Source organism: Salegentibacter flavus, assembly GCF_900115145.1.
Taxonomy (GTDB): domain Bacteria; phylum Bacteroidota; class Bacteroidia; order Flavobacteriales; family Flavobacteriaceae; genus Salegentibacter; species Salegentibacter flavus.
In genome coordinates, this window is record NZ_FOVL01000014.1 from 82,239 (window position 1) to 106,104 (window position 23,866).

Genomic DNA, 23,866 nt, shown 5'->3' on the forward strand with positions numbered 1-23,866 from the left:
GGCTCTTCGTCACTTTTGGTGAATTATGCAGAACTCGCCAACACCATTTTTCTTAAAAGGTGAAAATCAGCTCTACCGTACATCATTCTTTTGATATTCTTTAGTTTATTAACGTGCCCTTCAACTTGTCCATTGCTGATGGGACTTACCACGGCCTGGTTTACAGCATCAAAATCTTTTTGTATCCCTTTGGCAAAATTCCGCAGTTCTGATGTGGGTTCTGACGCCTTTATAAGCCAATCCTGTAATGTTCCCTCTATTTTATCTAAAAATAAATTCTTAAAGCCGCTGGTAAGCTGAGCTGTGGCCTTAATCCCTGGAGCTTTTCTATAAAGGAAATCGAGAAAACTCTGATCCTTTGAATTCAATTTATCCTTCTGCTGTAATACCATAAAGGAAAGTCTTGAAGTAGACCAGGTTTCTATGGGAGGTAATTTTGGCAACCGAGGATTGTCAGGTTTAATGAATCGATTCATATTATGGCAGAACTGCGTGTACTTTCCATTAAAACCCTGAGCACGGATATTAGCATATAGAGTTAAATAATCCTGAACTTGACAAAATTCCTGGAGATAGGCCTTGAATTGAAAAAAGTTTGTCAGTGATTTTCCGTTTAATGGGGATTTTTTGCGAGGTAATTCCTCCAGCTGAAGATATTTTTTTATAGTTCTGTGGTGAGCGTGAAGCATTTTGGCAATCGCTTTTATGCCATAGCCTTGCAGGGAAAGTTCTTTGGCTTTTTCAAATTTTATCTGCCGCTGAGAGTTGGGGGTATCTGGTTTAAAAAGAACTTCGGGAACTTTTTCTGATACGAGTTCTCCCCGACTATATTCCACAAATGCTTCTTTAAGTACTGAATTATGCTTGTAAAGTGTCTTTTGGAAGGCTTCTCTCAGGTTAACCAACAGATGGAATCTATCGGCTACCTCAATGGCATTTGCAGTACCATCTTTGATGCCTCTGGAATATGCACTGGCTCGATCCCGGGAGACCGTGTGGATTTCGGGATGCCTTGAAAGCCATTGAGATAAAGTACCTGCTTCCCTATTAGGTAATAAATCGATTACTTTCCTTTGCTCAAGATCGACGATAATGGTTCCATAGTTCCTCCCTTTCTTAAATGCCCAATCATCTACTCCTACGATTCCGGAAGTGGTGAGTGGTTCTATTATTTCCAGTTGTTTCACAAGGCGTAACATTGTCGAAGAGCTCACCGGACTTCCAACAATACGGCTGATCACCGCTCCCTTGTTTCCGCCAACCTCGAGACCTATCCTACGCAGTACATCTGCCGATCGACATAAACGTCTGGCATATGGCCGGATCCCAGTGGTAAAGCGTTCCGTAAATACCTTACGTGGGCAGCGTTTATTCCTGCAAAAAAATTTTCTCGATCTCAACTGTAATTGTACTAGTTTTCCTGATATTGGAAGATCTGCCAAGGTTCGGACATAATGACTGTGAATGCTGTTACTATTTTTAGTGCATAAAGAACAGCTACTGATTCTTTGTTTAGGAATCATCGTCAAAACAATATTTGTATCAGTTTGATATATAGCTATTTGTTTTATTTTCAAATTCGGGGGGAGCATAGTAAAGAGTTTATAAATACCCTATTAAAATACACAAATAATACGTATATTTACGCCTTTTTTAGAAGAAATTCATGACAAAAAATACCATAAATCCGGAAAGATTAAAGCCTCAGAAGATCAAAAAACTTCTAAAAAGCAAGGAGGAATATAAGATCGCTTTGAGGTTGCAAATGGTTTATCTTATATCCCAAGGAAAATCAAGCAGAGAGGTAGCCGAAATTTACCAGGTGAGTTTTAAGAATGTGCTAAACTGGGTCCATCGGTTTGAAAAGGAAGGAATTGAAGGTCTCAAAGATAAAGAAGGACGCGGTAGAAAAGCTTCTTTAAGTACAAAGGACCAAGACCAAATTAAAAATACCATTATAAATATATCTCCTTCTGAATTTGGCTATTCAGCGGAGAGATGGACTGGACCTCTTTTATTAAAGTGGGTCAATGAAGAATATGAAACAAACTTCACAGCCACTACAATTTATAAACTACTTGATAAAATTGGACTGGAGTTCCAGAATGGGAAAGGTTTTGTTCCGCAGAAATGACTTGTGTAAAAAATTAAAAGAGTTTTCACCAAAAGTGACGAAGAACCCGCTTTCCAGCGGAATGGGTGTCCGTTTTCACCGGATTGTGCATTCAGTAATGAATGCTTCTAATTTTTTAATATCTTCAGCAGTAGTAAACATTAAAATTTGGATACCTTTAAAATTGAAAGATTCCTGCAGGGCTGCTATGTGTGAGGAAGAAACTTTATCATTTATATACAAATTCCGCGTGGATTGTCTAATGTTAATGTAGTCGAACAAATTATCCTTCTCTATAGATCCTGTTTTATTCAACAATAGTTTAATGAAACTTATGTTTTTATCGTTTGTTACAACATTAACTGTACACTCATATCCAAAATGTTTTGCTGCTAAAAGCATATTTTCTGCAGCGCATCCCAGGCTAATGAATAAAGCGTGATTATCTGGATCTACAATGGGCAATTCCCTTTCAAAATCAGGGTGTATCTGGATCTCATTTTCCTTAACTAAAAACTTCCAGGGCTGAGTATTATGGCCGGAAGGTGCTTTGGTTCCGTATTCGATAATTTCATTTATTTGCTCCGGATTTTTCATATTTTTAAAATTTAAAGGAGTTATTCAATTCTTACTTTTTGGTAGAAACAGGGCTCTGATTTTAAGTCTGCCACTGGTTTTATTTGCTTTGTTTCATTCTTTGTTGGTTTCCAATATGTTTTATTTTTTGTTTCCTGAAACGTAGCGCCAGTAAAAGCATCATTAATGGCGCAGTAATTATCCAGGGGATGCCAAGTAGTAATATTTTTTCAGAAAAATAAGGGTAGAAATACACAAACGCGATAAGTGGTGTGACCAGTACATTTGCCAAAAATGCAGCTCGAACCCACTTGTCGAATCCTTGCTTTTTAAACAGGGGAAGCACGAATAGAGAAGCTATCCCCATAGTGATGTAACCTATAGCATCAAAATTCCAAAACAGGGAATGTGGATACTGTACGAGCACTTCAATTTGGTCGGCTCTGCCCTGTAAGGTAAAAGGAATAACCGTTGCGAGCTGCACCACGTAATTTGCAGTAACAAAAATCGCGTAGATCACCGTGAAGATAAGCGCAGCGTGGCTCCAGAATTTTTTCTGCTTAGGTGTTACATAATGAAGCGCTAAGATCTCTAATAAAAACGGAATCACGATACAGAGAGAAAATCCATAGATTGAAATCTCATCATAAGGATAGCTAAGCAAACCCAAAAGTTGGAGGATTTGCGCAATCACAAAAAATACGTTTGCCGTAAATGCAAACATTCCGGCTATAAAACCTATGTTGTAGATTTTCCTCATCGTGGCGTTTTATTAATACTTTATATCAAAAACCTAGAACTCTCCCATAACCGCTGGCTCAGGATAAGGACAGATGGCCCATTTTAAATATGATTTAGTTTGTAACAAATTTTTTATTAAAAATAGGATGCATCAACTATTTTAAAAATGATATATCTCAGCATAAAAATCTATTAAACAGATAATTAGCTGGTTTTTGGTTAATCTTTTAATGAGAAGTAGAATCCGAAACCAATGTCTAATCTTTAGGCTTTACTGTTTAAAAAATCACATAGGGAATTTGCTGATATGGATTTAAAACAGGAACAAGCCCTCCCTTAAACAAGTGTCAAATTTTTTATTATTTAACAAATTTTTACGCAACTCCCCTATTTCTTTGTATTTTGAAGGCTATGAAGTTAAAAAGGAGTGCTCTTTTCATTGTTGTTCTTATAATTTTCGCAGCTTGTTCTCAAGGGAATAATGGCTCCGGGGATGGCGTGTTTGGAACCAAACAAGACCCTAAACCTTATAAAATTTCTAAAGATCTAAAGGCCATACAGGAAGATGGGGTGCTACATGCGATAAGCATATACAATTCCACAAGCTATTTTCTGTATAAGGGAATGCCCATGGGCTTTGAGTATGAGTTATTATCCCGCCTCGCCAAAAACCTAGGCTTAAAACTGAAAATCACAATCGCTGAAGATATCAATGACCTATTTGATATGTTAAACAATGGCGAAGCCGATTTAATCGCCTATGGTTTAACCATAACTGAGCCCAGAAAAAACCTGGTAAGTTTTACAGAAAACCACTACGTAACCCACCAGGCTTTAGTACAGCGAATGCCCGACAATTGGCGCTCCCTACCCGGCTACAAAATCGATAAACAATTAATTTTAAACACGCTGGAATTAATAAACGATACCGTATGGGTTAGAGAAAATTCATCTTATGCTGAAAGACTTGAAAACCTGCAGAATGAGATTGGTGCTGAAATTCCGATAGAACATATTGAAGGAAATATTACTACAGATGAAATAATTAAAATGGTAGTGGATGGCGAAATTGAAAGAACAATTGCCGATTATAATATCGCGGCTGTTAATAAGACCTACTACCCTATTCTAAATATCGACACCAGGGTTTCCTTTTCGCAACGCATAGCCTGGGCGGTAAGACAGAATTCTCCCAACCTGCTCAAGGCGATAAACAAATGGATTAAAAAAGAGAAAAAGTCAGACGATTACTATGTGATTTATAACAAGTACTTTAAAAATACCAGATCTAATAGGAGTAGGATTAAAAGCGATTTCTACAGTAAAAACAGCAATAAGATTAGTAAGTACGACGATATTATTAAAGCAAATGCTTCTGAAATAGGATGGGATTGGCGTTTCCTTTCTTCCCAAATTTACCAGGAATCCAGGTTTGATCCTAAAGCAGAGTCCTGGGCAGGGGCAACCGGCCTAATACAATTAATGCCGGCTACCGCCAAAGAAGTTGGCGTTAGCAACAATTACAATCCGGAACAAAATGTAAAAGGGGGCGTAAAATATTTAGAAAGGATGCGTGATAATTTTGAAGTCGTGGAAGACTCAATCCAAAAAGTGAAGTTCACTTTAGCCGCTTTCAACTGTGGCGCCGGTCATGTTTATGACGCTATGCGCCTGGCAGAAAAAAATGGCAAGAACCCGCATGTATGGGATGAAAATGTAGAAAAATATATGCTGAAATTAAAGGATAAGAAATACTACCTGGATGATGTGGTTAGACATGGGTTCGTGAGAGGAACAGAACCATACAATTATGTAAGAGATATATTTTTACGCTACGAGCACTACAAACAATTTATTGAAGAATAAACCCCGACTTAAAGATGGTCATCACTCATTCTGCCTTTTTTCACAAAGAACAAATGCCTGGTAACTCTACTAAATCCCTAGCTCCTGGTGCGTTCTATAAAAAACTGCTGTAATTTTTTAGTAATACTGTCTTTGCTGGCACTATAAACCTTTTTGTTTTTGTGGGTAATGGAAGTTACGGGGATAATTTGCGTGGTGGTACCGGTTACAAAAATCTCTTCTACTTCCACCAGTTCGTCAATATGAACGGCTTTTTCACGCACTTTGATCCCTAAGTCGGAGCAGATTTTAATCACTTCGGCCCGGGTAATGCCCGAGAGAATCTGGGGACCTTCGGGATGGGTATGCACCACCCCGTATTTTACAAAAAAGAGGCTGGAGTGGGAACCTTCGGTAAAATATCCTTTACGTACCAGCAGGTTTTCAGCGAAACCGGCAGCGACGGCTTCTTCGTTGGCCATTACATTGGCTAAAAGGGCGGTAGATTTAATATCACAACGATGCCAGCGCTTATCTTCAGTAGCCATTACGTCCCAGGTCTTTTTTTCAAAGCCTTCCAAAATCACGGGGAAGACATACAGCAAAACGGTGGGCCTGGCATCCTCGGGATAATAATGGGTTCTGGGGGCCACCCCGCGGGTAACCTGCATATAGACCGCGCAATCTTCAGTAGAAAGTTTTGCCCGCTCTATGGCTTCATAAATAACCTCCTCCAAAGAAAATGCATCAAAATCCAGGCTTATCTCATCCAGGCAATACTGAAGCCGCTGCAAATGCTCCTTCAGTTTAAAGGCTTTTCCCTTATAAAACGGACTCACTTCGTAGATCCCGTCCCCCAGCATAAAGCCGCGGTCAAAAACAGAGACCTGTGCTTTTTCCGGTTTTAGCCAGCTGCCGTTCAGGTAAACTTCTTTGGGATAGGATTTTTTAGGTTTCACGTTGAGATGGTATAAAGTATATTGATTATAGAATAATTGCTCTTCAATAGATAAGGTAAAAATCGGAAAATACAGGAGAAATCAGCTTAAAAAAAAGATAATGTTTTTTCCCATCACCCTGAACCTGTCTTGCCGGCAGGCAGGCTCGATTCAGGGTCTCAATTTAGTGAATAGGGAACATTAAACAAATAAAACTTAACTCGATGGGATTCCGGGTCACGCCCGGGATGACGTACATATTTAACTTCCGGTTTTCAGCCGCCGAAATAACTTTCAATGGCGATCATCCAGTCCTGTTCAAAATACCGCACCAGGCTTATCACGATGGCTCCCGCGATCACGTAGGCCCAGTGGTAGCTTTTCTTTTTGACCATCACCCAGCCAACTGTGGCAAAAGCGAGATATGGCACAGCCAGGACTAAATTGGCATAGGGAGCATTCCCACCCACCGCTGCGATTATTTTCATCACCACATAAAAGATGCTGTAAAAGAAAATGATCTTCGAGATGAGCGAAAGATAATCACTGCGCATTAGTCGGTGTATTTTTCTGGAGCTTCACGTCTTTTAGATTGCTTTTCGTAAGCTGCGGCCCAGCTTAACAGGTTCTGCTCCCCATTGGGAGTTGTTATCATTGTCAAACCTTTTGGCGCACCCTCTTCATTAAAGCCCATAGGCACTGTTATAGCAGGATATTTGGCTACCGCTGCAAATCCGGCGTGATAATTATTTATGGAAAGCACGGCGTCAAGATCGTGTTCCTTCATAGGCGCATCAAAGAACTGCTTCCCGTTTCGGTTTAAGGTATCTTTTATGGCTGCAAAATCTTCTGCGGAAGCTGAATCCTGCAGGATCCCTTCAAATAAAGCCTGGCCATAAGGCATTCTAAGTGTTGAATCTTCAATATTGAATTTCACAAGGTCTTCTACGGATGAGAAGCCGGTATTCCCGCCATATTTGTCAAAATATTCGGGCAGGTCGTTTTTCATATCCAGATTCAAAAGTCTTACAAAATTAGGAAGCTCAACTTCTTCGGCTTCAAATTCCACTACTTCGGCTCCTGCTTTTCTTAGATCTTCCACAGCCCTTACATACAGCGTATCTTCCATCAGTTCTTTTATCGCACCAAAGCGTTTTCCCGCTACGCTGGCATTTTTCAAATCACTGTAGTAATCCTGCACAGGAGCTGCAAAACCTTCTGAAGCAGGATCGGTGTCATCCTTCCCGGTCATAGCCGATAACAGGATCGCATTATCTACCACCGATTTGGTGATAGGTCCCGGAGTGTCAAGCGTCCCTGAAATTGGTACGATCCCACCCCTGCTCAGGAGTCCGATAGTAGGTTTAAGACCCACCAGGGAGTTCTGACTCGATGGCGACAGAATGGAACCTGATGTCTCAGATCCTATGGCTACAGGCGCTAAATTAGCTGCCACAGCCACGGCACTTCCTGAGCTGGAACCGCCTGTATCAAAAATCTTTCTTCCGTAGGGGTTAAGGGTTTGCCCCCCAATGGCCGAATACCCGCTTGGGCAGTCACCACAAAAGAAATATGCCCATTCGCTTAGGTTGGCTTTACCTAAAATGAGGGCTCCGTTCTTTTTCAGCTGCTCCACGATGTATGCATCTTCGGTTTCATTATTCCGCAGTGCCACCGACCCCGCAGTAGTTGAAGCAATTTCAGAATTGATATTATCTTTTAAAAGCACCGGAATTCCGAAGATAGGATGACGGTCGCCTCCGTTCTTCAGGGCTTCATCTTTTTCCCGGGCTTCTTTCAGAATGTCCTTGTTCAGGGAAATAACCGAGTTCAGGGAAAGCTCGTTCTCCCTGTCGTATTTTTTGATTCGGTGCAGATAGAACAAGACAAGCTCTTCATAAGAAAGCTCCCCGTTTTTAATCTGCTCCTGAATTGCAGGGATATCGGCTTCCAGCAGGTTTTCCTTTAATTCGGAATAGCGATCATCAGCAAAGGCTGCGAGTTCCTGTTCAAAAGGAGCCCAAAGCGAATCCAGTAAGATAAATTCTGAATCCAGGACCTTATACTCCAATTCTTCCGGTTGCGCGACTGTGTCTTTGGTATTTTCTGAAGTATCTTTTTCGGTTTCTTTATCGCCGCAGGCAATAAACAGGGCAAGACTAAGCAGGAGTATAAGTTTTTTCATAAGAGGGGTTTTATTGTTTAAAGAAAGAATCAACGAATTCATATTTATTGAAAACCTGTAGGTCTTCAACGCCTTCGCCTACACCTATATATTTTACAGGGATTTTAAACTGGTCACTGATGCCGATTACCACGCCACCTTTTGCGGTACCGTCAAGTTTGGTGACCGCAAGAGAGGTCACCTCGGTAGCGGCGGTAAATTGTTTAGCCTGTTCAAAGGCATTCTGCCCGGTAGAGCCGTCTAAAACCAAAAGCACCTCGTGTGGAGCATTCGGAATCACCTTTTGCATCACGCGTTTCACCTTGGTAAGCTCGTTCATTAGGTTTACCTTATTATGCAAACGGCCGGCGGTATCGATTAGCACTACATCGGCATCCATTTTAACGGCGCTCTGTACGGTATCGAAGGCTACGGAAGCAGGATCGCTTCCCATTTTTTGTTTTATGATAGGTACATCGGTGCGATCGGCCCAGATCTGTAGTTGGTCTATAGCAGCAGCACGGAAGGTATCTGCAGCCCCCAGGACCACCTTTTTTCCCGCGCTTTTAAACTGATGTGCCAGTTTCCCGATGGTAGTGGTTTTTCCCACTCCGTTAACCCCAACCACCATAATTACGTATGGTTTTACATCGGGTAGTTGGATATTGGCAGCTTCTCCAGATTCGCTTTCTGACATAAGAGCAGCGATCTCTTCTCGCAGGATCTTGTTAAGCTCATCGGTTCCCAGGTATTTATCCCGGGCTACTCTTTCTTCTATTCGGTTAATGATCTTGATAGTGGTGGCTACACCTACATCGCTGCTTATCAGCACGTCTTCAAGGTCATCTAAAACCTCATCATCTACTTTAGATTTACCGGCAACAGCCTTGCTCATTTTATCAAAGAAGCTGGATTTGGTCTTTTCAAGGCCTTTATCAAGGTTTTCCTTCTTATCCTTGGAAAACATTTTTTTAAATAAGCTCATTTCTTGGTTTGGTTTAAAAAAAGGGAATTTCCGGCAAGAGAAATTCAGCAATAATAAGTGTAAATATACATAAATGGGTTTGCATACCACAGTCTGCGCTTACAGAAAATAAGAACCGCCTCCCGGGCCGGATATGCTCCTGCACAAAGCCGCAAACAAAGAAAGCCGCCCGGAGATTATCCAGACGGCTTTTTATAATGTCTTGTACTTTAAGTACTAAATTACTTTTTCTTTAAAAAGTCGTTCACGTTTTCCGGAGCCATAATTGCTTCTACAAAAGTATAAGCACCGGTTTTTGGAGATTTAACCATTTTAATCGCTTTGGTCAATCTTTTAGCCCCTGTTTGTATAGTTCCTACTGATTTCTTTGCCATGACTTAAATTATTTTATCTCTTTGTGAACCGTCATTTTCTTAAGAATAGGGTTGAATTTCTTCAGCTCCATTCTATCCGGTGTATTCTTTTTATTTTTGGTAGTGATGTATCTCGAAGTTCCTGGTTGCCCAGACTCCTTATGCTCTGTACACTCTAAAATCACCTGTACTCTGTTGCCTTTCTTTGCCATTATTCTATGTTTTTATGCCTGGGAATTATTTCTTTAAAAAGCCTTTCTCCCTTGCTTCTTTCATCACAGCAGAGATGCCTTTTTTATTAATATCTTTAAGTGCAGAAGTAGAAACCTTTAAAGTTACCCATCTGTCCTCTTCAGGAATAAAAAAACGTTTTTTAACCAGATTGGCGTTAAATTTACGCTTGGTTTTGTTCATCGCGTGAGAAACATTGTTTCCTACCATCGCCTTTTTTCCCGTAAGTTCACAAACTCTTGACATTGTTCTATTCTTTAACTTGTTATTTCAAAACAGGCTGCAAATTAACGATTTTTTTACCTAATCGGCAACTCATTTTTTAAAAAAATTTCGTGGGCTTTATTTTTTCTTTCTTCTGAATTTCTGCTCCCGGTATCCCCCTGTTATTAAGGCTTCAATCAAAAAGCTATCCCCTTAATTTACAGACGACAAGCAACATGTTGGCTTTCAGGCATCTCCTCATTGCTAACAAAACGGCAAACCCAGGTAGAAGGCTGAAAAAAATTATGCATTAGCAAATTTAAGAATTTCACTTAAAATAAGCTCCATACTTTTATGCACAGCTTTCCCGATCACTTTTTCCCGGTGATTTCCGAAGATGAATTTTTTGGAATACACACCTTCGGGAGTGGCAATACCTATAAAAACGGTGCCTATCTCTGCATCGCTGTCTCCTTTTGCCGGTCCCGCATTTCCGGTAGTAGCAATGGCAAAATCGGTTTTAAGAATCAACCGGACATTCCTTGCCATGGCTTCAGCTACCTCTGCACTAACCACGCTGTGTTTTTCTATTAATTCGGAAGGGATCTTCAGTATCTCTTCCTTAATTGCGGTGGCATAGCTCACCACACTGCCTTTATAATACACAGAAGCTCCGGGCGGAGTAGCCAGTAAATTGGCAATGCGGCCGCCGGTACAACTCTCTGCGGTTGCAATGGTTTGTTTTGCAGATGAAAGCAATCTGCCAATTTGAATCTCTACGGGTTCATCATCTTCGTAGCCCACAATAATATCCCCGATCAACTGATGCAGGTCGGTAAACAAGCTGGCTATAGAATTTTGAAGGTGCTCTTCATTATCTCCAATAGCGGTGAGCCTTATCCTTACCTTCCCAAAATTGGGCAGGTATGCACATTTTATATTTTCAGGCAGTTGGTCCTCCCAGTCTGATATTTTTTCGGCAATGGCACTTTCGCCAAGTCCGTAGGTAATAACTGTTTTATGAAGAATTACAGGACGTTTGAATTCCTGTTGCAGCCTGGGCAGCACTTCATTCTTCACCAGTTCTTTCATCTCAAAAGGCACTCCCGGAAGGGAGATATACATTACCCCATCCTTACGTAATAACATCCCCGGCGCGGTTCCGTATTTATTGAAAAGCACTTCGGCCTGACTCGGCACAAGGGCCTGTCTTCGGTTTAGATCAGAAATTGGGGTTTCTATATATTTTTCAAAGAGCTGCTCAATATGCTGCAGGACCTCTTTATTTTCGGTGAGCTCATCTTCAAAATAAGCGCAAAGACTGGATTTGGTGACATCATCCCGGGTTGGACCTAAACCACCGGTTATGAGCACGATCTCTGCCCTTTGAGAAGCTTCTTTTAAAGCGGTAAGAATATGGGATCTTTTATCTTCAATACTGGAGATCTGATGTACAGCGATCCCGATCTTATTTAACTCAGAAGCGAGAAAAGCCGAATTGGTATCTATAATCTGGCCTATTAGTATCTCGTCGCCAATAGTAATTATCTCTGCTTTCATTCGAGTTCAAAATCTCTTCTAAGGGCGATGCCTGCCACCTTTACTTTTTTGGTGATCTTGGCTGCCGCCTGTGGCACTTCATCCTTCTTCCTTCCTGCTTTTGCCCAGCTTTCTATCACTTTTACCTCATCCATAAGCTCCAGACCAAACAATTGCAGGTTAGGTTTCATCTTGTGTGCATACTGATATGCCAGAGTAGGATTATTATTAGAGATAGCTTCATTCATCGCATCTACATCCGGTGGAATTTCTTCTAAAAAAGTCTGCACCACCACTTTCATGAATTCCTTGTCACCTCCAGCCATCTCTTCTACACCCTCTAAATTGTAACTGCTCATAATCGCTATTTAATATTGATTGAAAACATTTTTTCCTTTTCCAAAAATCCAGTCAACCTGTCGTTGGCTTCAACTTTTCCTACTCCCGCAGGAGTTCCTGTAAAAATAACGTCCCCTATCTTGAGGGTAAAAAACTCTGAGACATAGGCTATCAACTCATCGATTTTCCACAACATATGAGAGGTGTTGCCCTGCTGAACGCTCTTTTCGTTTTTCAGAAGACTAAAGTTAATATTATTTATATCGGAAAACGATTTTTTGGATATCCATTTTTCTCCTATCACGGCTGCCCCGTCAAAGGCCTTTGCTTTCTCCCAGGGCAAACCTTTCTCTTTCAATTTCTTCTGAAGATCCCGCGCGGTAAAATCTATTCCCAAACCTATCTCATCGTAATACTTATGAGCGAATTTAGGCTGAATATGTTTTCCCACTTTCTTGATCTTCACTAAAACCTCAACCTCATAATGCACCTCTTCAGAAAAATCGGGAATGAAGAACGGCTGTTTTTTGAGCAAAATAGCCGTATCGGGTTTCAGGAAGATTACGGGTTCTTCGGGTTTTTCATTTTCAAGCTCGGCAATGTGTTCGGTGTAATTTCTACCTATACAAATAATCTTCATAGCAAGAAACTTCTACTTAATTTTGGTATTTAGTTTTCTTAATTTAATAGCGGTTAACACTCTTTTGGTATACAGGGGAAAATCGGCATTCTGGATCCAGCCAAAATAACCCGGCTCTTTTTCAAAAACCTCGGCTACGTTCTTTCCTTTAAACTTTCCAAAACCAAATACTTCATCCCCTTTTTTATCATACACCACGAAACCGGCAAAATCGGCAAAACGCTTTCTCGCTGAATATTCGGCGAGGTACTTTATGTCGTTTTCAAGATCTTCATACCGCTCCAACTGAGATTTCAACACTTCATAAGTCGCATTGGTATCTGCTTCGGCAGTATGGGCATCTTCGAGATTCTTTCCGCAGTAAAACTGATAAGCTGCAGAAAGGGTTCGTTGTTCTTTTTTATGAAAAATTGTTTGTACATCTACAGCGACAACATTCTTCAGGTCGAAGTCTATCCCTGCCCGAAGCAATTCTTCCACCAAAAGAGGAATATCAAAACGGTTGGAATTATAGCCGGCAAGGTCGCAGCCTTTTATCATCTCGTAGACCTTTGAAGACAGTTCCTTAAATGTAGGCTCATTAGCCACTTTCTCGTTTGTGATCCCATGGATGGCGATAACTTCCTCCGGAATGGTGATTTCAGGGTTTACCAGCCAGGTTTTACTTTCCTTATTGCCGTTGGGAAATATCTTTAAAATGGCGATTTCAACAATGCGATCTTTTGCCAGGTTAGTTCCGGTGGCCTCAAGATCAAAAAAACATATAGGTTTGGTTAAGTTTAATTCCATGAGAAAGCTTCTTTTGGGCAAATATACCATAATTTAGCTGGTTGCTTTAGCCGAAAACCCAGAGAAGAACTCCTTATTCTGTGGAAAGGATTTTATATCTTTGAATAGATCTGAAACTTTTTATAAGTGTTAAAATACCTCTCTTACGTTAGTCAGCAATCTCATTCCTTAACCGATTCCGCCCTGGAAAACATGCTTTCCCAGGCCAGGAGCAGTAATGAGGCTGCCGGAATTACCGGCATGCTCATTTGTTATGAGGGTTTGTTTATCCAATTTCTGGAAGGAAAAGAAGAAGATATAACCAGCTTATTCGAAAAAATATCAAAAGACAAAAGACATCAGGAGGTTTTGATCCTGGATTATGGATATTCTGAAACCAGGAGCTTTGCAGACTGGTCTATGGCTTTTGAAAGTCTTAATCCTGAAGAAGCCAGGGAAATAACCGGTTATAAAAACCTGAATCGGCAGGCGCTTTTTTCAGAAGCAATAGATAAGGAGCACCCGGCCTTGCAGCTGCTTAAGTCCTTTATTAAAAATCTATAAAAAAAGCCGCAAAATCAATTGCGGCTTTCCTTTTTACTAAATTTTGTTTTCTAAATCGTTCTGTCGCTATCAAAACTTTCCAGGTACTGAGCTACGCGCTGCACGAACTGTCCACCCAGGGCTCCATTTACCACCCGGTGATCATAGCTGTGCGATAAGAACATTTTATATCTTATTCCTATAAAATCTCCGTCGGGAGTTTCAATTACAGCAGGAACTTTTCTAATAGCGCCTAATGCAAGGATTCCAACCTGTGGCTGATTGATAATTGGAGTTCCCATTACACTGCCAAAGGTTCCCACATTTGTGACGGTATAAGTACCCCCCTGAATCTCATCCGGTTTCAGTTTGTTCTGGCGGGCACGGCTCGCAAGGTCGTTAACAGCCTTAGCCATACCAACAAGGTTAAGCCTGTCGGCATTTTTAATTACGGGTACAATAAGGTTTCCATCGGGAAGAGCAGCTGCCATTCCCAGGTTAATATTTTTCTTTTTGATGATCTTATCGCCATCAATAGAGATATTGATCATCGGGAAATCACGAATTGTTTTAGCTACGGCCTCCATAAAGATTGGGGTAAAGGTTAATTTTTCACCTTCCCGCTTAGCAAATTCCCCTTTATGTTTATTTCTCCAGTTCCAGATTTTGGTTACATCAACTTCAATAAAAGATTGAACGTGCGCTGAAGTCTGGGTACTTTGAACCATATGATGAGCAATCATCTTGCCCATTCGGTTCATTTCAATAATTTCATCTTCCCCGGAACGCATAGTGGTTTCTTCCCCGGCCATCGCGCCTTCAAGTTTACCGGTATCTATAGGTTGCGCCTTGGGCTGAGCCGGTTTGTCTTGCGCAGGCTGTTCTTTTCTGGTTTTCACATAACCTAGAATATCATCTTTGGTCACGCGACCATCCTTGCCTGTTCCTTCGAGCTTTTCAAGCTCTTCGAAGCTAATGCCTTCCTCTCTGGCAATATTTTTTACCAGTGGAGAATAAAAACGATCAGAGTCTGAGAAATCCTCGCTTCCTACAGCTACCTTTGCTGCTTCCACGCTGGCTTCTACTTCCTCGGTGAGTGCTTCTTCAGACGCTTCCTCGCCCAGATCCACTTCAAGATCATCATCGGCTGAGATTTCAGCATCTGTTTCAATAATAGCTATAGTCTGGCCCACCTGCACTACATCATCAATATCGAAGAGTTTTTCTATCAATTTCCCTTCTACTTCACTTGGGACTTCACTATCAACTTTGTCGGTTGCTATTTCCAGTACGGGTTCATCGGCATCAATGGTGTCTCCCACCTCTTTTAACCAACTGGTAATGGTTGCCTCGGCAACACTTTCCCCCATCTTGGGTAGCTTAAGTTCGAATTTTGCCATATCTATATTAGAACGCTAATTTTTTGGTTTGTATTTGCGAATTTACCAAAAATACTCCATTTGAATATTAAAAAATCAATAAAACTTGGTTTTAATAATGATTTATCGAAGCTAATGATAAAGTCGGATTCCGGTAAATTTACAATTTCAAAGGCTGAAACTAAATTTTTACCCGAAAAAAAATCGAATTTGGCACTTTTGTTAGCCCTTTAATGAACTTTCAAAGGGAACCCGATTGGCAATGCTTCGCCCCAGTGTTACCTCATCGGCATATTCGAGCTCGTCTCCGACAGAAATTCCGCGGGCAATGGTAGAAGTTTTTATTTTAGTGCCTTCCAGTTGTTTGAAAATATAAAAGTTGGTGGTGTCTCCTTCCAGTGTACTGCTAAGTGCAAAAATAATCTCCTCCACTTTCCCGGCCTTCACCTTTTCTATGAGGGGATGAATATTAAGTTGCGAGGGTCCCACTCCATCCATCGGGCTAATCTTTCCGCCCAGCACGTGATAATGCCCCCGGTATTGCCCGGTGTTCTCAATAGCCATCACATCGCGGATGTCTTCTACCACACAAACCAATTCTTCATTCCGGGCCGGATTGGCACAGATATCACATAATTCGGTATCGCTAATATTAAAACAGTTTTTACAGAGTTTTATCTCGCTGCGTAGTTTCGTTAATGCGGAAGCCAGGTTTTGGGTTTGAGCTTCTGGTTGCTTCAATAGATGCAAAACCAACCTTAAAGCGGTTCTCTTTCCTATACCCGGTAACTGTGACATTTCGTCTACAGCCTGCTCCAGCAATTTTGATGAAAAATCCATAGCGCAAAGTTAAGATTTTTACCGGACGAATTTTGGCCGAAAACTCCCAAGTTTAACCTGAATTTGTAAATTCGCCTTTTCAGAAGAAAATCTTATGCAGCCTTACCAAATCTTGCTTTTGATCGCCGCCTATTTCGGCGTCTTGTTTTTAATCTCCTTTTTTTCCAGCCGTGCCGGCACCAATGCTGAATTCTTCAGGGCAAACCGGCAATCGCCATGGTATATTGTAGCCTTTGGGATGATTGGAGCCTCCCTGAGTGGAGTGACCTTTATTTCACTTCCCGGTACAGTTACCACCGATAGCTTTAGTTATTTCCAGGTGGTTTTGGGGTATACTGTGGGTTATGCAGTGATAGGCCTGGTATTGCTCCCGCTTTATTACCGGCTAAACCTCACTTCGATCTATTCCTACCTGGATTCCCGCTTCGGAAAATATTCCTATAAAACCGGGGCATCATTCTTTCTGCTTTCGCGAATTGTGGGTTCAAGTTTCAGGCTTTTTCTGGTGGCAAATGTTCTTCAGCTTATATTATTTGACGGACTGGGAATTCCGTATTATGCTACGGTTACGGTAACAATTTTTCTTATCTGGCTTTACACCTTCAGAAGCGGGATTAAAACAGTAGTCTGGACAGACACCTTACAAACCCTGTTTATGCTCTTGGCACTGGGAGTTACCCTGGTGGTACTTTCAGAAGAATTAGGAGTCTCAGGAGCAGGAATGATCAATTACCTTTCTGATACCGGGTTGACACAGATTTTCTTTTTCGACGATTGGAAAAGCAGTCATCATTTTATAAAACAATTTGTTAGCGGGGCTTTTATCGCGATAGTAATGACAGGTCTCGACCAGGATATGATGCAGAAGAACCTTACCTGCAGGAATCTTAAAGATGCACAAAAAAATATGTTCACTTTTACGATGGTGCTCACCATAGTAAATATGCTGTTCTTAATTCTGGGGGTTCTACTCACTCAATATGCCGACCTTAACGGAATTGACGCTATTAAAGATGAACTTTTCCCCGCAATTGCCACCAGTGGAGAATTGGGAATTGGCGTTGCCATACTCTTTGTGCTGGGTTTGATCGCTGCAGCTTACTCCAGTGCCGATGGCACCTTAACTGCGCTCACCACGTCTTTTAGTTTAGATATCCTGGAAATCGAAAAGTATTATAACGAAAAAAAACAGATAAGAATTAGAAAACAGATACACATCGCAATATCTATCCTGATGATACTGGTGATGCTGATCTTTAAGTATGCCATCGCCGATAAAAGTGTGATCAATAAACTCTTTGAATTCGCCGGTTATACTTATGGCCCTTTACTGGGACTTTATACACTTGGGCTATTCACAGATTGGAAGATAAAAGATAAACTCGTACCCCTGGTGGCAATACTTGCTCCGATACTTTCTTATATAATAAGTATCAACAGCCTTAACTGGTTCGGATTTGAATTCGGGTTCTTTATCCTGATATTAAATGGTGCCTTAACCTTCCTGGGCTTAGTATTGATTCGTAGAGAGCATAACTAAAGTACAGGCAGGCTCCACTTCAATATGATTTTTCTGCAGAATTTCATAAAATTCAGGATTCTCTGTGCCGGGATTAAAGATCACTCTCTCCGGGTTTAAAGAGAGAATATAATCGTAGTATTCGGATTGACGTGGCGCACTCAGGTACAAAGTAACTGTATCTATGTCTTCAAACTGAGGTTTATCTTTTTTTATTTTAACTCCCTCGACCTCTCCCTCACGCAAACCTATCGCAACGGTAGGCTGGCCGTGTTGCACCAGGCGCTTAATGGCAATGTTAGAATAACGGGAGGGTTTTAAGGATGCGCCAATAACTAATGTTTTCTTTTCCATATAACAAAAGTAAAATATCTGTTTAACTGTAACAAGTTAATTATTGAATTGTCTTTTTATATAGGAAGCTTCCCCGGAATCCCGGTATAATGTGATGGTTAGTGTTGGGAGAGGGGATTTTTCTTAACCCATACCAGAATTTTGGTATGGGTTTATTTTTTTTTAAAAAAAGTGTAACATTTTAGATTTACCTGCGTCTTTTATAGTGAAGGCTTTTTTAAAATTTAGAAGTTTTAGGTCTTTTTATTATGTATAACAAAGTACATTGCTATACACAAAACATTTAAAGTCTTTAAGAATTGCAGAGATAAATACTTTTGAATAGCCCACATAATAAGGCTATTTCGGGGGACACAAACCTAGAATTAATATGTATAACAAGGTATCATCTATTAAATACTAATCATCAAAATCAATCAGAAAATGAAACAGTTATTTTTAATCATCGCACTTTTTTCTTCCGCCATAAGCCTGGCGGATAACGAACCCTTCGGAAATATTACCGGCGAGGTAATAGACGAAGAATTACAGGAACCTATCCCTTATGCCACGGTAGTGATAAATGATATGGAAGGGAACCTTATCTCCGGAAACACCTCAACCGGTGATGGCAGCTTCGTCATAGATAAAGTTCCTGCGGGAAAATATGTCCTCCAGGTTCAGTTTATCGGTTACAAAACCTACAACCGCGAAGTAGACATCAACAGCAGAAATTCGAACATTAACATTGGGAAGATCTATCTGGAGCCCGATGTTGCCATGCTGGACGGGGTAACCGTCATTGCTGAAAGAACCACCATTGAACAACGCGTAGACCGCAAGGTTATTAATGTTGGAAAAGACTTAACAACTACAGGCGCCAGTGCTTCTGACATTATGAATAATATCCCTTCAGTAAATGTAGACCAGAACGGAAATATCGCCCTGCGGGGAAATTCCAATGTGAAGATCTTAGTAGACGGGCGTCCTACCAACATGGATGCGGCCCAATTGCTCAGGCAAATTCCCTCTACCTCCATTAAAAGCATTGAGCTTATCACAAATCCTTCAGCAAAATATAATCCGGAAGGCATGAGTGGGATCATCAATATCGTTTTGCATAAGAATGCTAACGACGGCTTTAACGGCAATTTAAACGCCGGAGTAACCCAGGGAGAAAATACCCGCTATAATAGCTCCCTAGATCTGAATTACCGAAAAGGCAAATTCAATTTCTTCGGAAATTTTGGAGCACAATGGGGGGATCGCTTTAATTTTGGCCGTATTTACCTCACTGAAGATAATTACCGGCAAAACTTTGATCTGGTAAACAGCAGACGTTCTTTATTATTTAAAGTTGGAGTAGACTTTTATCTGAATGACAGAAACACCTTTTCCTTTTATACCAATCAGAATCCTTATAAAGGAGGCCCGGATGGTTCGCTCAGTATCCTCTACCCCGACAATCCGGAAAACAATCTCACCCAAAATTTGGATTTCGATTACGAAAACCAGAACTCCACTTATAATTTTATTTTTGACCATAAGTTCAATGACGAAGGGCACAAGATCCTTTTGGAGAGCAATTACAACTATTTTGATGAAGACGAGAATTCCAGTTTCACTTTTGAAGGTAATACCGGGAACCTGGCAGCATATCGCGATCATGTTAAGGAAAAAAGAGAAAATCTCGTTGTAAATCTGGATTATGAGAATCCGTTAAACGAACACAGCAAACTGGAAATGGGTGCTGAAGCAAGAATTCTTAATACCGATAATGCTTTTACCACGACAAATGAGGAAATGAGCGATGCAACATACCAGTATAACAGAGACATTTACAGTTTTTACACCACCTATGGTCAGAATTTTGAAAAATGGTCTTACCAATTGGGGGCAAGACTGGAAAGCTTTAAGGTGAATGCGATCTATAATAAAGAAGAAATATTTACCGATGATTATTTAAACCTTTATCCTTCCGGTTTTATCACTTACACTCCGGGAGAAAAGAACACCTATCAGCTTAGTTATAGCCGAAGGATAGACCGGCCGGGTTTCTTCCAGGTAACTCCTATACGGGATGTTAGCAGTCCGAGATTAACGGTATCAGGTAACCCGGAATTACAGCCACAGTTCACTAATTCGCTAGAATTTAATTATACCCGAAAATTTGAGGAGAAAGGTAGTTTTAGTGCGGGGGTTTTCTTCAGAAATCTAAATGACGAGATTAGTCAGGTTTTTCTTGAAGATCCGGAAGAGCCGGGATCCCTATTGCTGCAATTCGCCAATTTTGAGGACAACAACTCTTACGGACTGGAATTATCTACCAATTATAAATTCACCAAATGGTGGAGCACCAACACCAGCTTTGAAGTGTACAGCCAGAAATTAAAAGGGCAGGTAGGAACCCAATATTTAGAAACCGACAATACTGCCTTCACCTTTAGAAGCAGCCATAATTTTAAGGCTTCAGAAAGATTAAGCTTCCAACTCTTCGGATTCTACCGCGGAGAAAGCAAAAACCTGCAAATGGATATGGAGCCCATGTATTTCATGAATGCGGGAACTCGTTATTCCTTTTGGGATGATAAAGCCAGCCTGAGCCTGAATTTTAATGATATTTTTAACAGCCAGGAATTCCGGTTCATTAACGGCAGGCCTCTGCCCCAGGAAGGCCGGTTTAAAGGAGAGTCACAAACTGTTTATTTAGGTTTCTCCTATCGCTTTGGGGGCGGAAAAAATAAAGCTCTGCAAAGAAAACAGAGAGATGACAACCAGGCTGAGGGCGGCGGGGTTTTCTAAAAATTTCACTTATAAGTTATTTGGTTAGTTGGAAAAGGTCCCGGTGTAAAAGCCGGGGCTTTTTGTTCTATAGCACCAAATATTTGACTTTTGTGATTAAGGTCACATTCTTAAAGTACTAAATAGGCCTATATTTGCCGGCAAATGGAGAAAAGAAGTACACTTATTGTTCTGCTTTTTGTAGCGGTTATGCTGTTTAACAGCATAAAAAGTGGCTTCATGGTAAGTTTTTACCTGGTAGACAATTCAAGTTTCACAGAGTTATTTTGTGTGAACCAGGACAAACCCGAAATGGAATGTAACGGAAAGTGTGAGCTTTCCAAATTAAATAAGGATTCAACATCTGACGAGAAACCATCGCACCTTGATTTTCTGCAGCGGCAGGTGGTTCTCTTTTTTAATCCTATGCAAAACCTGGAGGTCTTCCAGTTTTCAGAAGAACGGGAACCTGCTACAGCCTATTTAAATAATTACAAATACCAACACTTACCAAGGATTATCCATCCCCCTTCTCTTTAAGCTTAATTTTTTTCAGATAATTATAAAATCGATCGGTACTAACCGGTGGATACAATTTACTTATATCAATTTTAATCAGAATTAAATGAAAATTTTAAGCATATTAATTTTCCTTTCCTCAACCCTATTGCTGCAGGCGCAATCCAAATTAAGCCTTATGGACGAGCTTAGTATGGAGCCTGTAGAAAATGCTACTATCCGCATTAAAGGCAGTAATAAAGCTGCGGTTAGCAATGAAAAAGGAGAGGTATTTATAGATTTTTCTGAAGAAGATACGCTTCAGATAAGTCATTTAAAATACAGAAAACAAAGTCTGACAAACATAAAACCGGGAGAAGTTATCTATCTCGAAAGACTGACTTTCAGGATTAGCGAGGTCCTTCTTAGAGGGAACCCACAAATAGATCCTGCACAAAGCCTGGTGAAAACGAATTTCAGGGAAAAAGTAGTACAGCCTAAAAATGTGGGTGAGCTTTTTAGCGACATCAACGGGTTCTCCCTAATTAAACGAGGCAGCTACGCGATGGATCCCAGTATGCGTGCCAGCCAGTATGAACAATTGAACATTCAGTTTGATGGAGGCACTAAAGCCATGCACGCCTGCCCAAGCCGAATGGACCCTATCACCACCCTGGTAAATCCCGAGGAAGTTACCCGAATTGAAATTATTAAAGGTCCATTCAGCGTTCGTTACGGAAATACATCTGGTGGGATCATCAATATGGTCACCGATAATGCAGTGGAAACCTCCGACAAATTATCGGGCAGCGTTTCTTCTGGTTACGAGAGCAACGGAAATTCTATGGTAAACATGGTTCAACTTCAGGGAAACCTAAATAAACTGGACCTATCGGGAAATTTCAGCCACAGAGATTACGGTGATTATGAAGATGGAGAAGGAAGAAGTATTCCTTCCTCCTTCCGAAGCCTGGGTTATAACCTGGAAGCAGGTTACTCCTTTAATGAAATCAACAGGCTAAAAGCCGGTTTCAGGCAATCTTTTGGGCGCGATGTAAAACACGCGGGGTTAATGATGGATACCGATGAGGATAACAGCAGTATTTATAGCCTGGACTATAATTACAGACCCGAGGAGGGAAAACTAAGAGGTTTAACCGCGAAGGCTTACTACTCTTTTGTAGACCATATTATGAGCAACTACAATCGTCCCTCATTTAACCGAACTGCGGCTATTTCTGTGGTAGATGCAACCACCTATGGTGGAAAACTGGAAACCGAATGGAAACTGAACAACAAGTGGCGGCTCTTTACAGGTGTAGATGTCACAAATCTTTCCCGGGACGGGCAAAGAGAGCGCCTGGTTAAAGTGAGTATGGCCGGAGAACCTTTGGCAATGCCGATGGAATTCCAGGATAAGGTTTGGCAGGATAGCTACGTGAATGATTACGGTGTTTTTACCGAAGCCAAATTTATCTTAAGCGAAAAGGACATTTTCAACTTTGGGGCTCGTTTGGATCATATTGTTGCTGAAAGTAAAGATCCGGATGCAGGCTTTGCTGAATTATACCCGGATACCGGGAAAAGCGACGAACAGCTTTTTAGCGGAACCGTTTCATACAAACGATTGCTAAAGGATAATTATTCCCTGGAGTTTTCCTACGGTAGAGGTGCCAGACCGGCAAATATGGAGGAACGCTATATCGCATATTTCAATATAGGTAGAGATCCTTATGAGTATGTAGGGAATCCAAACCTGGAAGCAGAGGTGAACAATCAGTTCGAAATTGGGCTTAAAGGAAAAGAGATTTATACCGGAAACCTGAAGCATTTCAGCTTCTCGGCAAGTGCATTCTATTCAATTTATGAGAATTATATCGTTGGACTAGTAGACGAAAGTTTAACCAGAAGAAATATGCCGAGTCAACCTCCTGTGCATCCCAAGGTTTTCAGAAACCTGGATGATGCCTACAAAACCGGATTTGAACTCTCGGGGGAGCTAGCCTTTACTTCCGGATTTAAACTGGGAACAGATCTCGCTTACACCTACACCCAAAATGAAGATCTTGGGGAATCCCTGCCACTATCCCCGCCACTGGTTAGCCGCTCGAGGATAGAATATGAAAATGAGAAATTCTGGGCCGGGGTTTATTATAACATCACCGCCGACCAGGAAAATATTGCCCCATCTTTTGGCGAAACCAGAACCCCGGGCTACAGTCTTATGGACCTGAAAGCCGGCACCACCGCGATAAAAAATCTGAATATAGGAGTTGGAGTGCTAAATGTCTTTGACAAATATTATCACAGCCATTTGAATTTCGCCTTTAATAACCAGGCAGATTTCACCCGGCAACCAATTACCGAACCGGGAAGGAATTTCACTGTGTTTGTGAACTACAATTTTTAATTCTTTCGAACCCTAAAACAAAAGGAGGCTGTCTAAAAAGGCAGCCTCTTTTTTGTATAATTAAGTGCTCATGTTTATTTTTAAGCATGAGCAGCAAAGTAGTATTCAAGACTTACCAACAGGACCA

At 41.0% G+C, this 23,866-nt stretch carries 24 protein-coding genes; 7 read left to right on the forward strand and 17 right to left on the reverse strand.

Translation table 11 applies throughout. The features are described 5' to 3' along the window. Positions 1-23 precede the first annotated feature (23 nt). Positions 24-1,592, reverse strand: coding sequence for an ISL3 family transposase (locus BM266_RS11600; RefSeq protein ID WP_093409810.1), 1,569 nt, complete (start codon positions 1,590-1,592; stop codon positions 24-26). 74 nt (positions 1,593-1,666) lie between these two features. Between BM266_RS11600 and BM266_RS11605 the strand changes: the two genes are divergently transcribed. Continuing rightward, on the forward strand, positions 1,667-2,134 hold the full coding sequence (locus tag BM266_RS11605) for a helix-turn-helix domain-containing protein (RefSeq protein ID WP_093409812.1): 468 nt from the start codon (positions 1,667-1,669) through the stop codon (positions 2,132-2,134). Between the two features lie 75 nt (positions 2,135-2,209). Here the strand turns inward: BM266_RS11605 and BM266_RS11610 are convergent, their stop codons facing one another. Beyond that, positions 2,210-2,710, reverse strand: coding sequence for a nitroreductase family protein (locus BM266_RS11610; RefSeq protein WP_093409815.1), 501 nt, complete (start codon positions 2,708-2,710; stop codon positions 2,210-2,212). Positions 2,711-2,789: 79 nt separating this feature from the next. After that, complete coding sequence (locus BM266_RS11615) at positions 2,790-3,449, reverse strand: hypothetical protein (protein WP_093409818.1); 660 nt, start codon at positions 3,447-3,449, stop codon at positions 2,790-2,792. Positions 3,450-3,841: 392 nt separating this feature from the next. On the opposite strand from BM266_RS11615, the gene BM266_RS11620 reads away from it, so the two are divergent. After that, positions 3,842-5,296 carry an MltF family protein gene (locus tag BM266_RS11620; protein ID WP_093409820.1) on the forward strand — a complete coding sequence of 485 codons (1,455 nt, stop codon included), beginning with the start codon at positions 3,842-3,844 and terminating at the stop codon, positions 5,294-5,296. A gap of 77 nt (positions 5,297-5,373) precedes the next feature. On the opposite strand, the gene BM266_RS11625 is transcribed toward BM266_RS11620, so the two are convergent. The 11 genes from BM266_RS11625 to BM266_RS11675 form a co-directional block, all read right to left on the reverse strand. Next, the gene (locus BM266_RS11625; RefSeq protein ID WP_093409823.1) at positions 5,374-6,234 is read right to left on the reverse strand and encodes an aminotransferase class IV; all 861 of its coding nucleotides are present in this window, start codon (positions 6,232-6,234) and stop codon (positions 5,374-5,376) included. A gap of 254 nt (positions 6,235-6,488) precedes the next feature. Continuing rightward, positions 6,489-6,767 carry a hypothetical protein gene (locus BM266_RS11630; RefSeq protein ID WP_139220635.1) on the reverse strand — a complete coding sequence of 93 codons (279 nt, stop codon included), beginning with the start codon at positions 6,765-6,767 and terminating at the stop codon, positions 6,489-6,491. Next, entirely contained in the window at positions 6,767-8,398 is a 1,632-nt protein-coding gene (locus tag BM266_RS11635; protein ID WP_093409887.1) for an amidase family protein, read from the reverse strand. Before BM266_RS11635 ends, BM266_RS11630 begins: the two co-directional genes overlap by 1 nt. A 10-nt stretch (positions 8,399-8,408) precedes the next feature. Beyond that, a complete protein-coding gene (gene ftsY, locus BM266_RS11640) occupies positions 8,409-9,362 on the reverse strand; it encodes a signal recognition particle-docking protein FtsY (RefSeq protein WP_093409828.1) in 954 nt (317 codons plus the stop codon). A 221-nt stretch (positions 9,363-9,583) separates the two neighbouring features. After that, on the reverse strand, positions 9,584-9,736 hold the full coding sequence (locus tag BM266_RS11645; protein WP_093409831.1) for a DUF4295 domain-containing protein: 153 nt from the start codon (positions 9,734-9,736) through the stop codon (positions 9,584-9,586). Positions 9,737-9,744: 8 nt separating this feature from the next. Beyond that, entirely contained in the window at positions 9,745-9,927 is a 183-nt protein-coding gene (gene rpmG, locus BM266_RS11650; protein WP_081211513.1) for a 50S ribosomal protein L33, read from the reverse strand. A 25-nt stretch (positions 9,928-9,952) separates the two neighbouring features. Next, on the reverse strand, positions 9,953-10,192 hold the full coding sequence (gene rpmB, locus BM266_RS11655; RefSeq protein ID WP_093409833.1) for a 50S ribosomal protein L28: 240 nt from the start codon (positions 10,190-10,192) through the stop codon (positions 9,953-9,955). 261 nt (positions 10,193-10,453) lie between these two features. Next, complete coding sequence (locus tag BM266_RS11660; protein ID WP_093409836.1) at positions 10,454-11,710, reverse strand: competence/damage-inducible protein A; 1,257 nt, start codon at positions 11,708-11,710, stop codon at positions 10,454-10,456. Next, the gene (locus BM266_RS11665; protein WP_093409838.1) at positions 11,707-12,048 is read right to left on the reverse strand and encodes an Hpt domain-containing protein; all 342 of its coding nucleotides are present in this window, start codon (positions 12,046-12,048) and stop codon (positions 11,707-11,709) included. The genes BM266_RS11660 and BM266_RS11665 overlap by 4 nt, the downstream gene beginning before the upstream one ends. 5 nt (positions 12,049-12,053) lie before the next feature. Continuing rightward, on the reverse strand, positions 12,054-12,668 hold the full coding sequence (locus BM266_RS11670; protein ID WP_093409842.1) for a fumarylacetoacetate hydrolase family protein: 615 nt from the start codon (positions 12,666-12,668) through the stop codon (positions 12,054-12,056). A gap of 12 nt (positions 12,669-12,680) precedes the next feature. Then, positions 12,681-13,457 carry a 3'-5' exonuclease gene (locus tag BM266_RS11675; protein WP_093409844.1) on the reverse strand — a complete coding sequence of 259 codons (777 nt, stop codon included), beginning with the start codon at positions 13,455-13,457 and terminating at the stop codon, positions 12,681-12,683. 126 nt (positions 13,458-13,583) lie between these two features. Here BM266_RS11675 and BM266_RS11680 point away from each other — a divergent pair, with 126 nt between their 5' ends. Continuing rightward, positions 13,584-14,000, forward strand: coding sequence for a BLUF domain-containing protein (locus BM266_RS11680; RefSeq protein WP_093409847.1), 417 nt, complete (start codon positions 13,584-13,586; stop codon positions 13,998-14,000). A 50-nt stretch (positions 14,001-14,050) separates the two neighbouring features. Here the strand turns inward: BM266_RS11680 and BM266_RS11685 are convergent, their stop codons facing one another. Both BM266_RS11685 and recR read right to left on the reverse strand, forming a co-directional pair. Further along, positions 14,051-15,379, reverse strand: coding sequence for a dihydrolipoamide acetyltransferase family protein (locus BM266_RS11685; protein ID WP_093409849.1), 1,329 nt, complete (start codon positions 15,377-15,379; stop codon positions 14,051-14,053). A 201-nt stretch (positions 15,380-15,580) separates the two neighbouring features. Continuing rightward, positions 15,581-16,198: a recombination mediator RecR gene (gene recR, locus BM266_RS11690; RefSeq protein WP_093409852.1), complete on the reverse strand. Its 618-nt coding sequence runs from the start codon at positions 16,196-16,198 to the stop codon at positions 15,581-15,583. Positions 16,199-16,292: 94 nt separating this feature from the next. Here recR and BM266_RS11695 point away from each other — a divergent pair, with 94 nt between their 5' ends. Beyond that, positions 16,293-17,738 (forward strand): sodium:solute symporter, encoded by a 1,446-nt coding sequence (locus BM266_RS11695; RefSeq protein ID WP_093409854.1) that lies wholly within the window; start codon positions 16,293-16,295, stop codon positions 17,736-17,738. Here the strand turns inward: BM266_RS11695 and BM266_RS11700 are convergent. Further along, positions 17,709-18,071 carry a CoA-binding protein gene (locus BM266_RS11700; RefSeq protein WP_093409857.1) on the reverse strand — a complete coding sequence of 121 codons (363 nt, stop codon included), beginning with the start codon at positions 18,069-18,071 and terminating at the stop codon, positions 17,709-17,711. The two genes, BM266_RS11695 and BM266_RS11700, sit on opposite strands and share 30 nt — an antisense overlap. A 423-nt stretch (positions 18,072-18,494) precedes the next feature. On the opposite strand from BM266_RS11700, the gene BM266_RS11705 reads away from it, so the two are divergent. The 3 genes from BM266_RS11705 to BM266_RS11715 all read left to right on the forward strand — a co-directional run bounded on the left by BM266_RS11705 (position 18,495) and on the right by BM266_RS11715 (position 23,739). Beyond that, the gene (locus tag BM266_RS11705) at positions 18,495-20,852 is read left to right on the forward strand and encodes a TonB-dependent receptor (protein ID WP_093409859.1); all 2,358 of its coding nucleotides are present in this window, start codon (positions 18,495-18,497) and stop codon (positions 20,850-20,852) included. A 144-nt stretch (positions 20,853-20,996) separates the two neighbouring features. Continuing rightward, entirely contained in the window at positions 20,997-21,371 is a 375-nt protein-coding gene (locus BM266_RS11710) for a hypothetical protein (RefSeq protein WP_093409861.1), read from the forward strand. Between the two features lie 85 nt (positions 21,372-21,456). Continuing rightward, a complete protein-coding gene (locus BM266_RS11715; RefSeq protein WP_093409863.1) occupies positions 21,457-23,739 on the forward strand; it encodes a TonB-dependent receptor domain-containing protein in 2,283 nt (760 codons plus the stop codon). Positions 23,740-23,866 lie beyond the last annotated feature (127 nt).

What these genes read in the sequence shown, in the direction of transcription:
- BM266_RS11600 (WP_093409810.1), bottom strand. Translation starts at nt 1,592, where the DNA reads ATGCTCCCCCCGAATTTGAAAATAAAACAAATAGCTATATATCAAACT.
- BM266_RS11710 (WP_093409861.1), top strand. Translation starts at nt 20,997, where the DNA reads ATGGAGAAAAGAAGTACACTTATTGTTCTGCTTTTTGTAGCGGTTATG.
- BM266_RS11705 (WP_093409859.1), top strand. Translation starts at nt 18,495, where the DNA reads ATGAAACAGTTATTTTTAATCATCGCACTTTTTTCTTCCGCCATAAGC.
- BM266_RS11635 (WP_093409887.1), bottom strand. Translation starts at nt 8,398, where the DNA reads ATGAAAAAACTTATACTCCTGCTTAGTCTTGCCCTGTTTATTGCCTGC.
- BM266_RS11645 (WP_093409831.1), bottom strand. Translation starts at nt 9,736, where the DNA reads ATGGCAAAGAAATCAGTAGGAACTATACAAACAGGGGCTAAAAGATTG.
- recR (WP_093409852.1), bottom strand. Translation starts at nt 16,198, where the DNA reads ATGGATTTTTCATCAAAATTGCTGGAGCAGGCTGTAGACGAAATGTCA.
- BM266_RS11620 (WP_093409820.1), top strand. Translation starts at nt 3,842, where the DNA reads ATGAAGTTAAAAAGGAGTGCTCTTTTCATTGTTGTTCTTATAATTTTC.
- BM266_RS11675 (WP_093409844.1), bottom strand. Translation starts at nt 13,457, where the DNA reads ATGGAATTAAACTTAACCAAACCTATATGTTTTTTTGATCTTGAGGCC.
- BM266_RS11670 (WP_093409842.1), bottom strand. Translation starts at nt 12,668, where the DNA reads ATGAAGATTATTTGTATAGGTAGAAATTACACCGAACACATTGCCGAG.
- rpmB (WP_093409833.1), bottom strand. Translation starts at nt 10,192, where the DNA reads ATGTCAAGAGTTTGTGAACTTACGGGAAAAAAGGCGATGGTAGGAAAC.
- BM266_RS11715 (WP_093409863.1), top strand. Translation starts at nt 21,457, where the DNA reads ATGAAAATTTTAAGCATATTAATTTTCCTTTCCTCAACCCTATTGCTG.
- BM266_RS11660 (WP_093409836.1), bottom strand. Translation starts at nt 11,710, where the DNA reads ATGAAAGCAGAGATAATTACTATTGGCGACGAGATACTAATAGGCCAG.
- BM266_RS11700 (WP_093409857.1), bottom strand. Translation starts at nt 18,071, where the DNA reads ATGGAAAAGAAAACATTAGTTATTGGCGCATCCTTAAAACCCTCCCGT.
- BM266_RS11605 (WP_093409812.1), top strand. Translation starts at nt 1,667, where the DNA reads ATGACAAAAAATACCATAAATCCGGAAAGATTAAAGCCTCAGAAGATC.
- BM266_RS11610 (WP_093409815.1), bottom strand. Translation starts at nt 2,710, where the DNA reads ATGAAAAATCCGGAGCAAATAAATGAAATTATCGAATACGGAACCAAA.
- ftsY (WP_093409828.1), bottom strand. Translation starts at nt 9,362, where the DNA reads ATGAGCTTATTTAAAAAAATGTTTTCCAAGGATAAGAAGGAAAACCTT.
- BM266_RS11665 (WP_093409838.1), bottom strand. Translation starts at nt 12,048, where the DNA reads ATGAGCAGTTACAATTTAGAGGGTGTAGAAGAGATGGCTGGAGGTGAC.
- BM266_RS11685 (WP_093409849.1), bottom strand. Translation starts at nt 15,379, where the DNA reads ATGGCAAAATTCGAACTTAAGCTACCCAAGATGGGGGAAAGTGTTGCC.
- rpmG (WP_081211513.1), bottom strand. Translation starts at nt 9,927, where the DNA reads ATGGCAAAGAAAGGCAACAGAGTACAGGTGATTTTAGAGTGTACAGAG.
- BM266_RS11695 (WP_093409854.1), top strand. Translation starts at nt 16,293, where the DNA reads ATGCAGCCTTACCAAATCTTGCTTTTGATCGCCGCCTATTTCGGCGTC.
- BM266_RS11630 (WP_139220635.1), bottom strand. Translation starts at nt 6,767, where the DNA reads ATGCGCAGTGATTATCTTTCGCTCATCTCGAAGATCATTTTCTTTTAC.
- BM266_RS11615 (WP_093409818.1), bottom strand. Translation starts at nt 3,449, where the DNA reads ATGAGGAAAATCTACAACATAGGTTTTATAGCCGGAATGTTTGCATTT.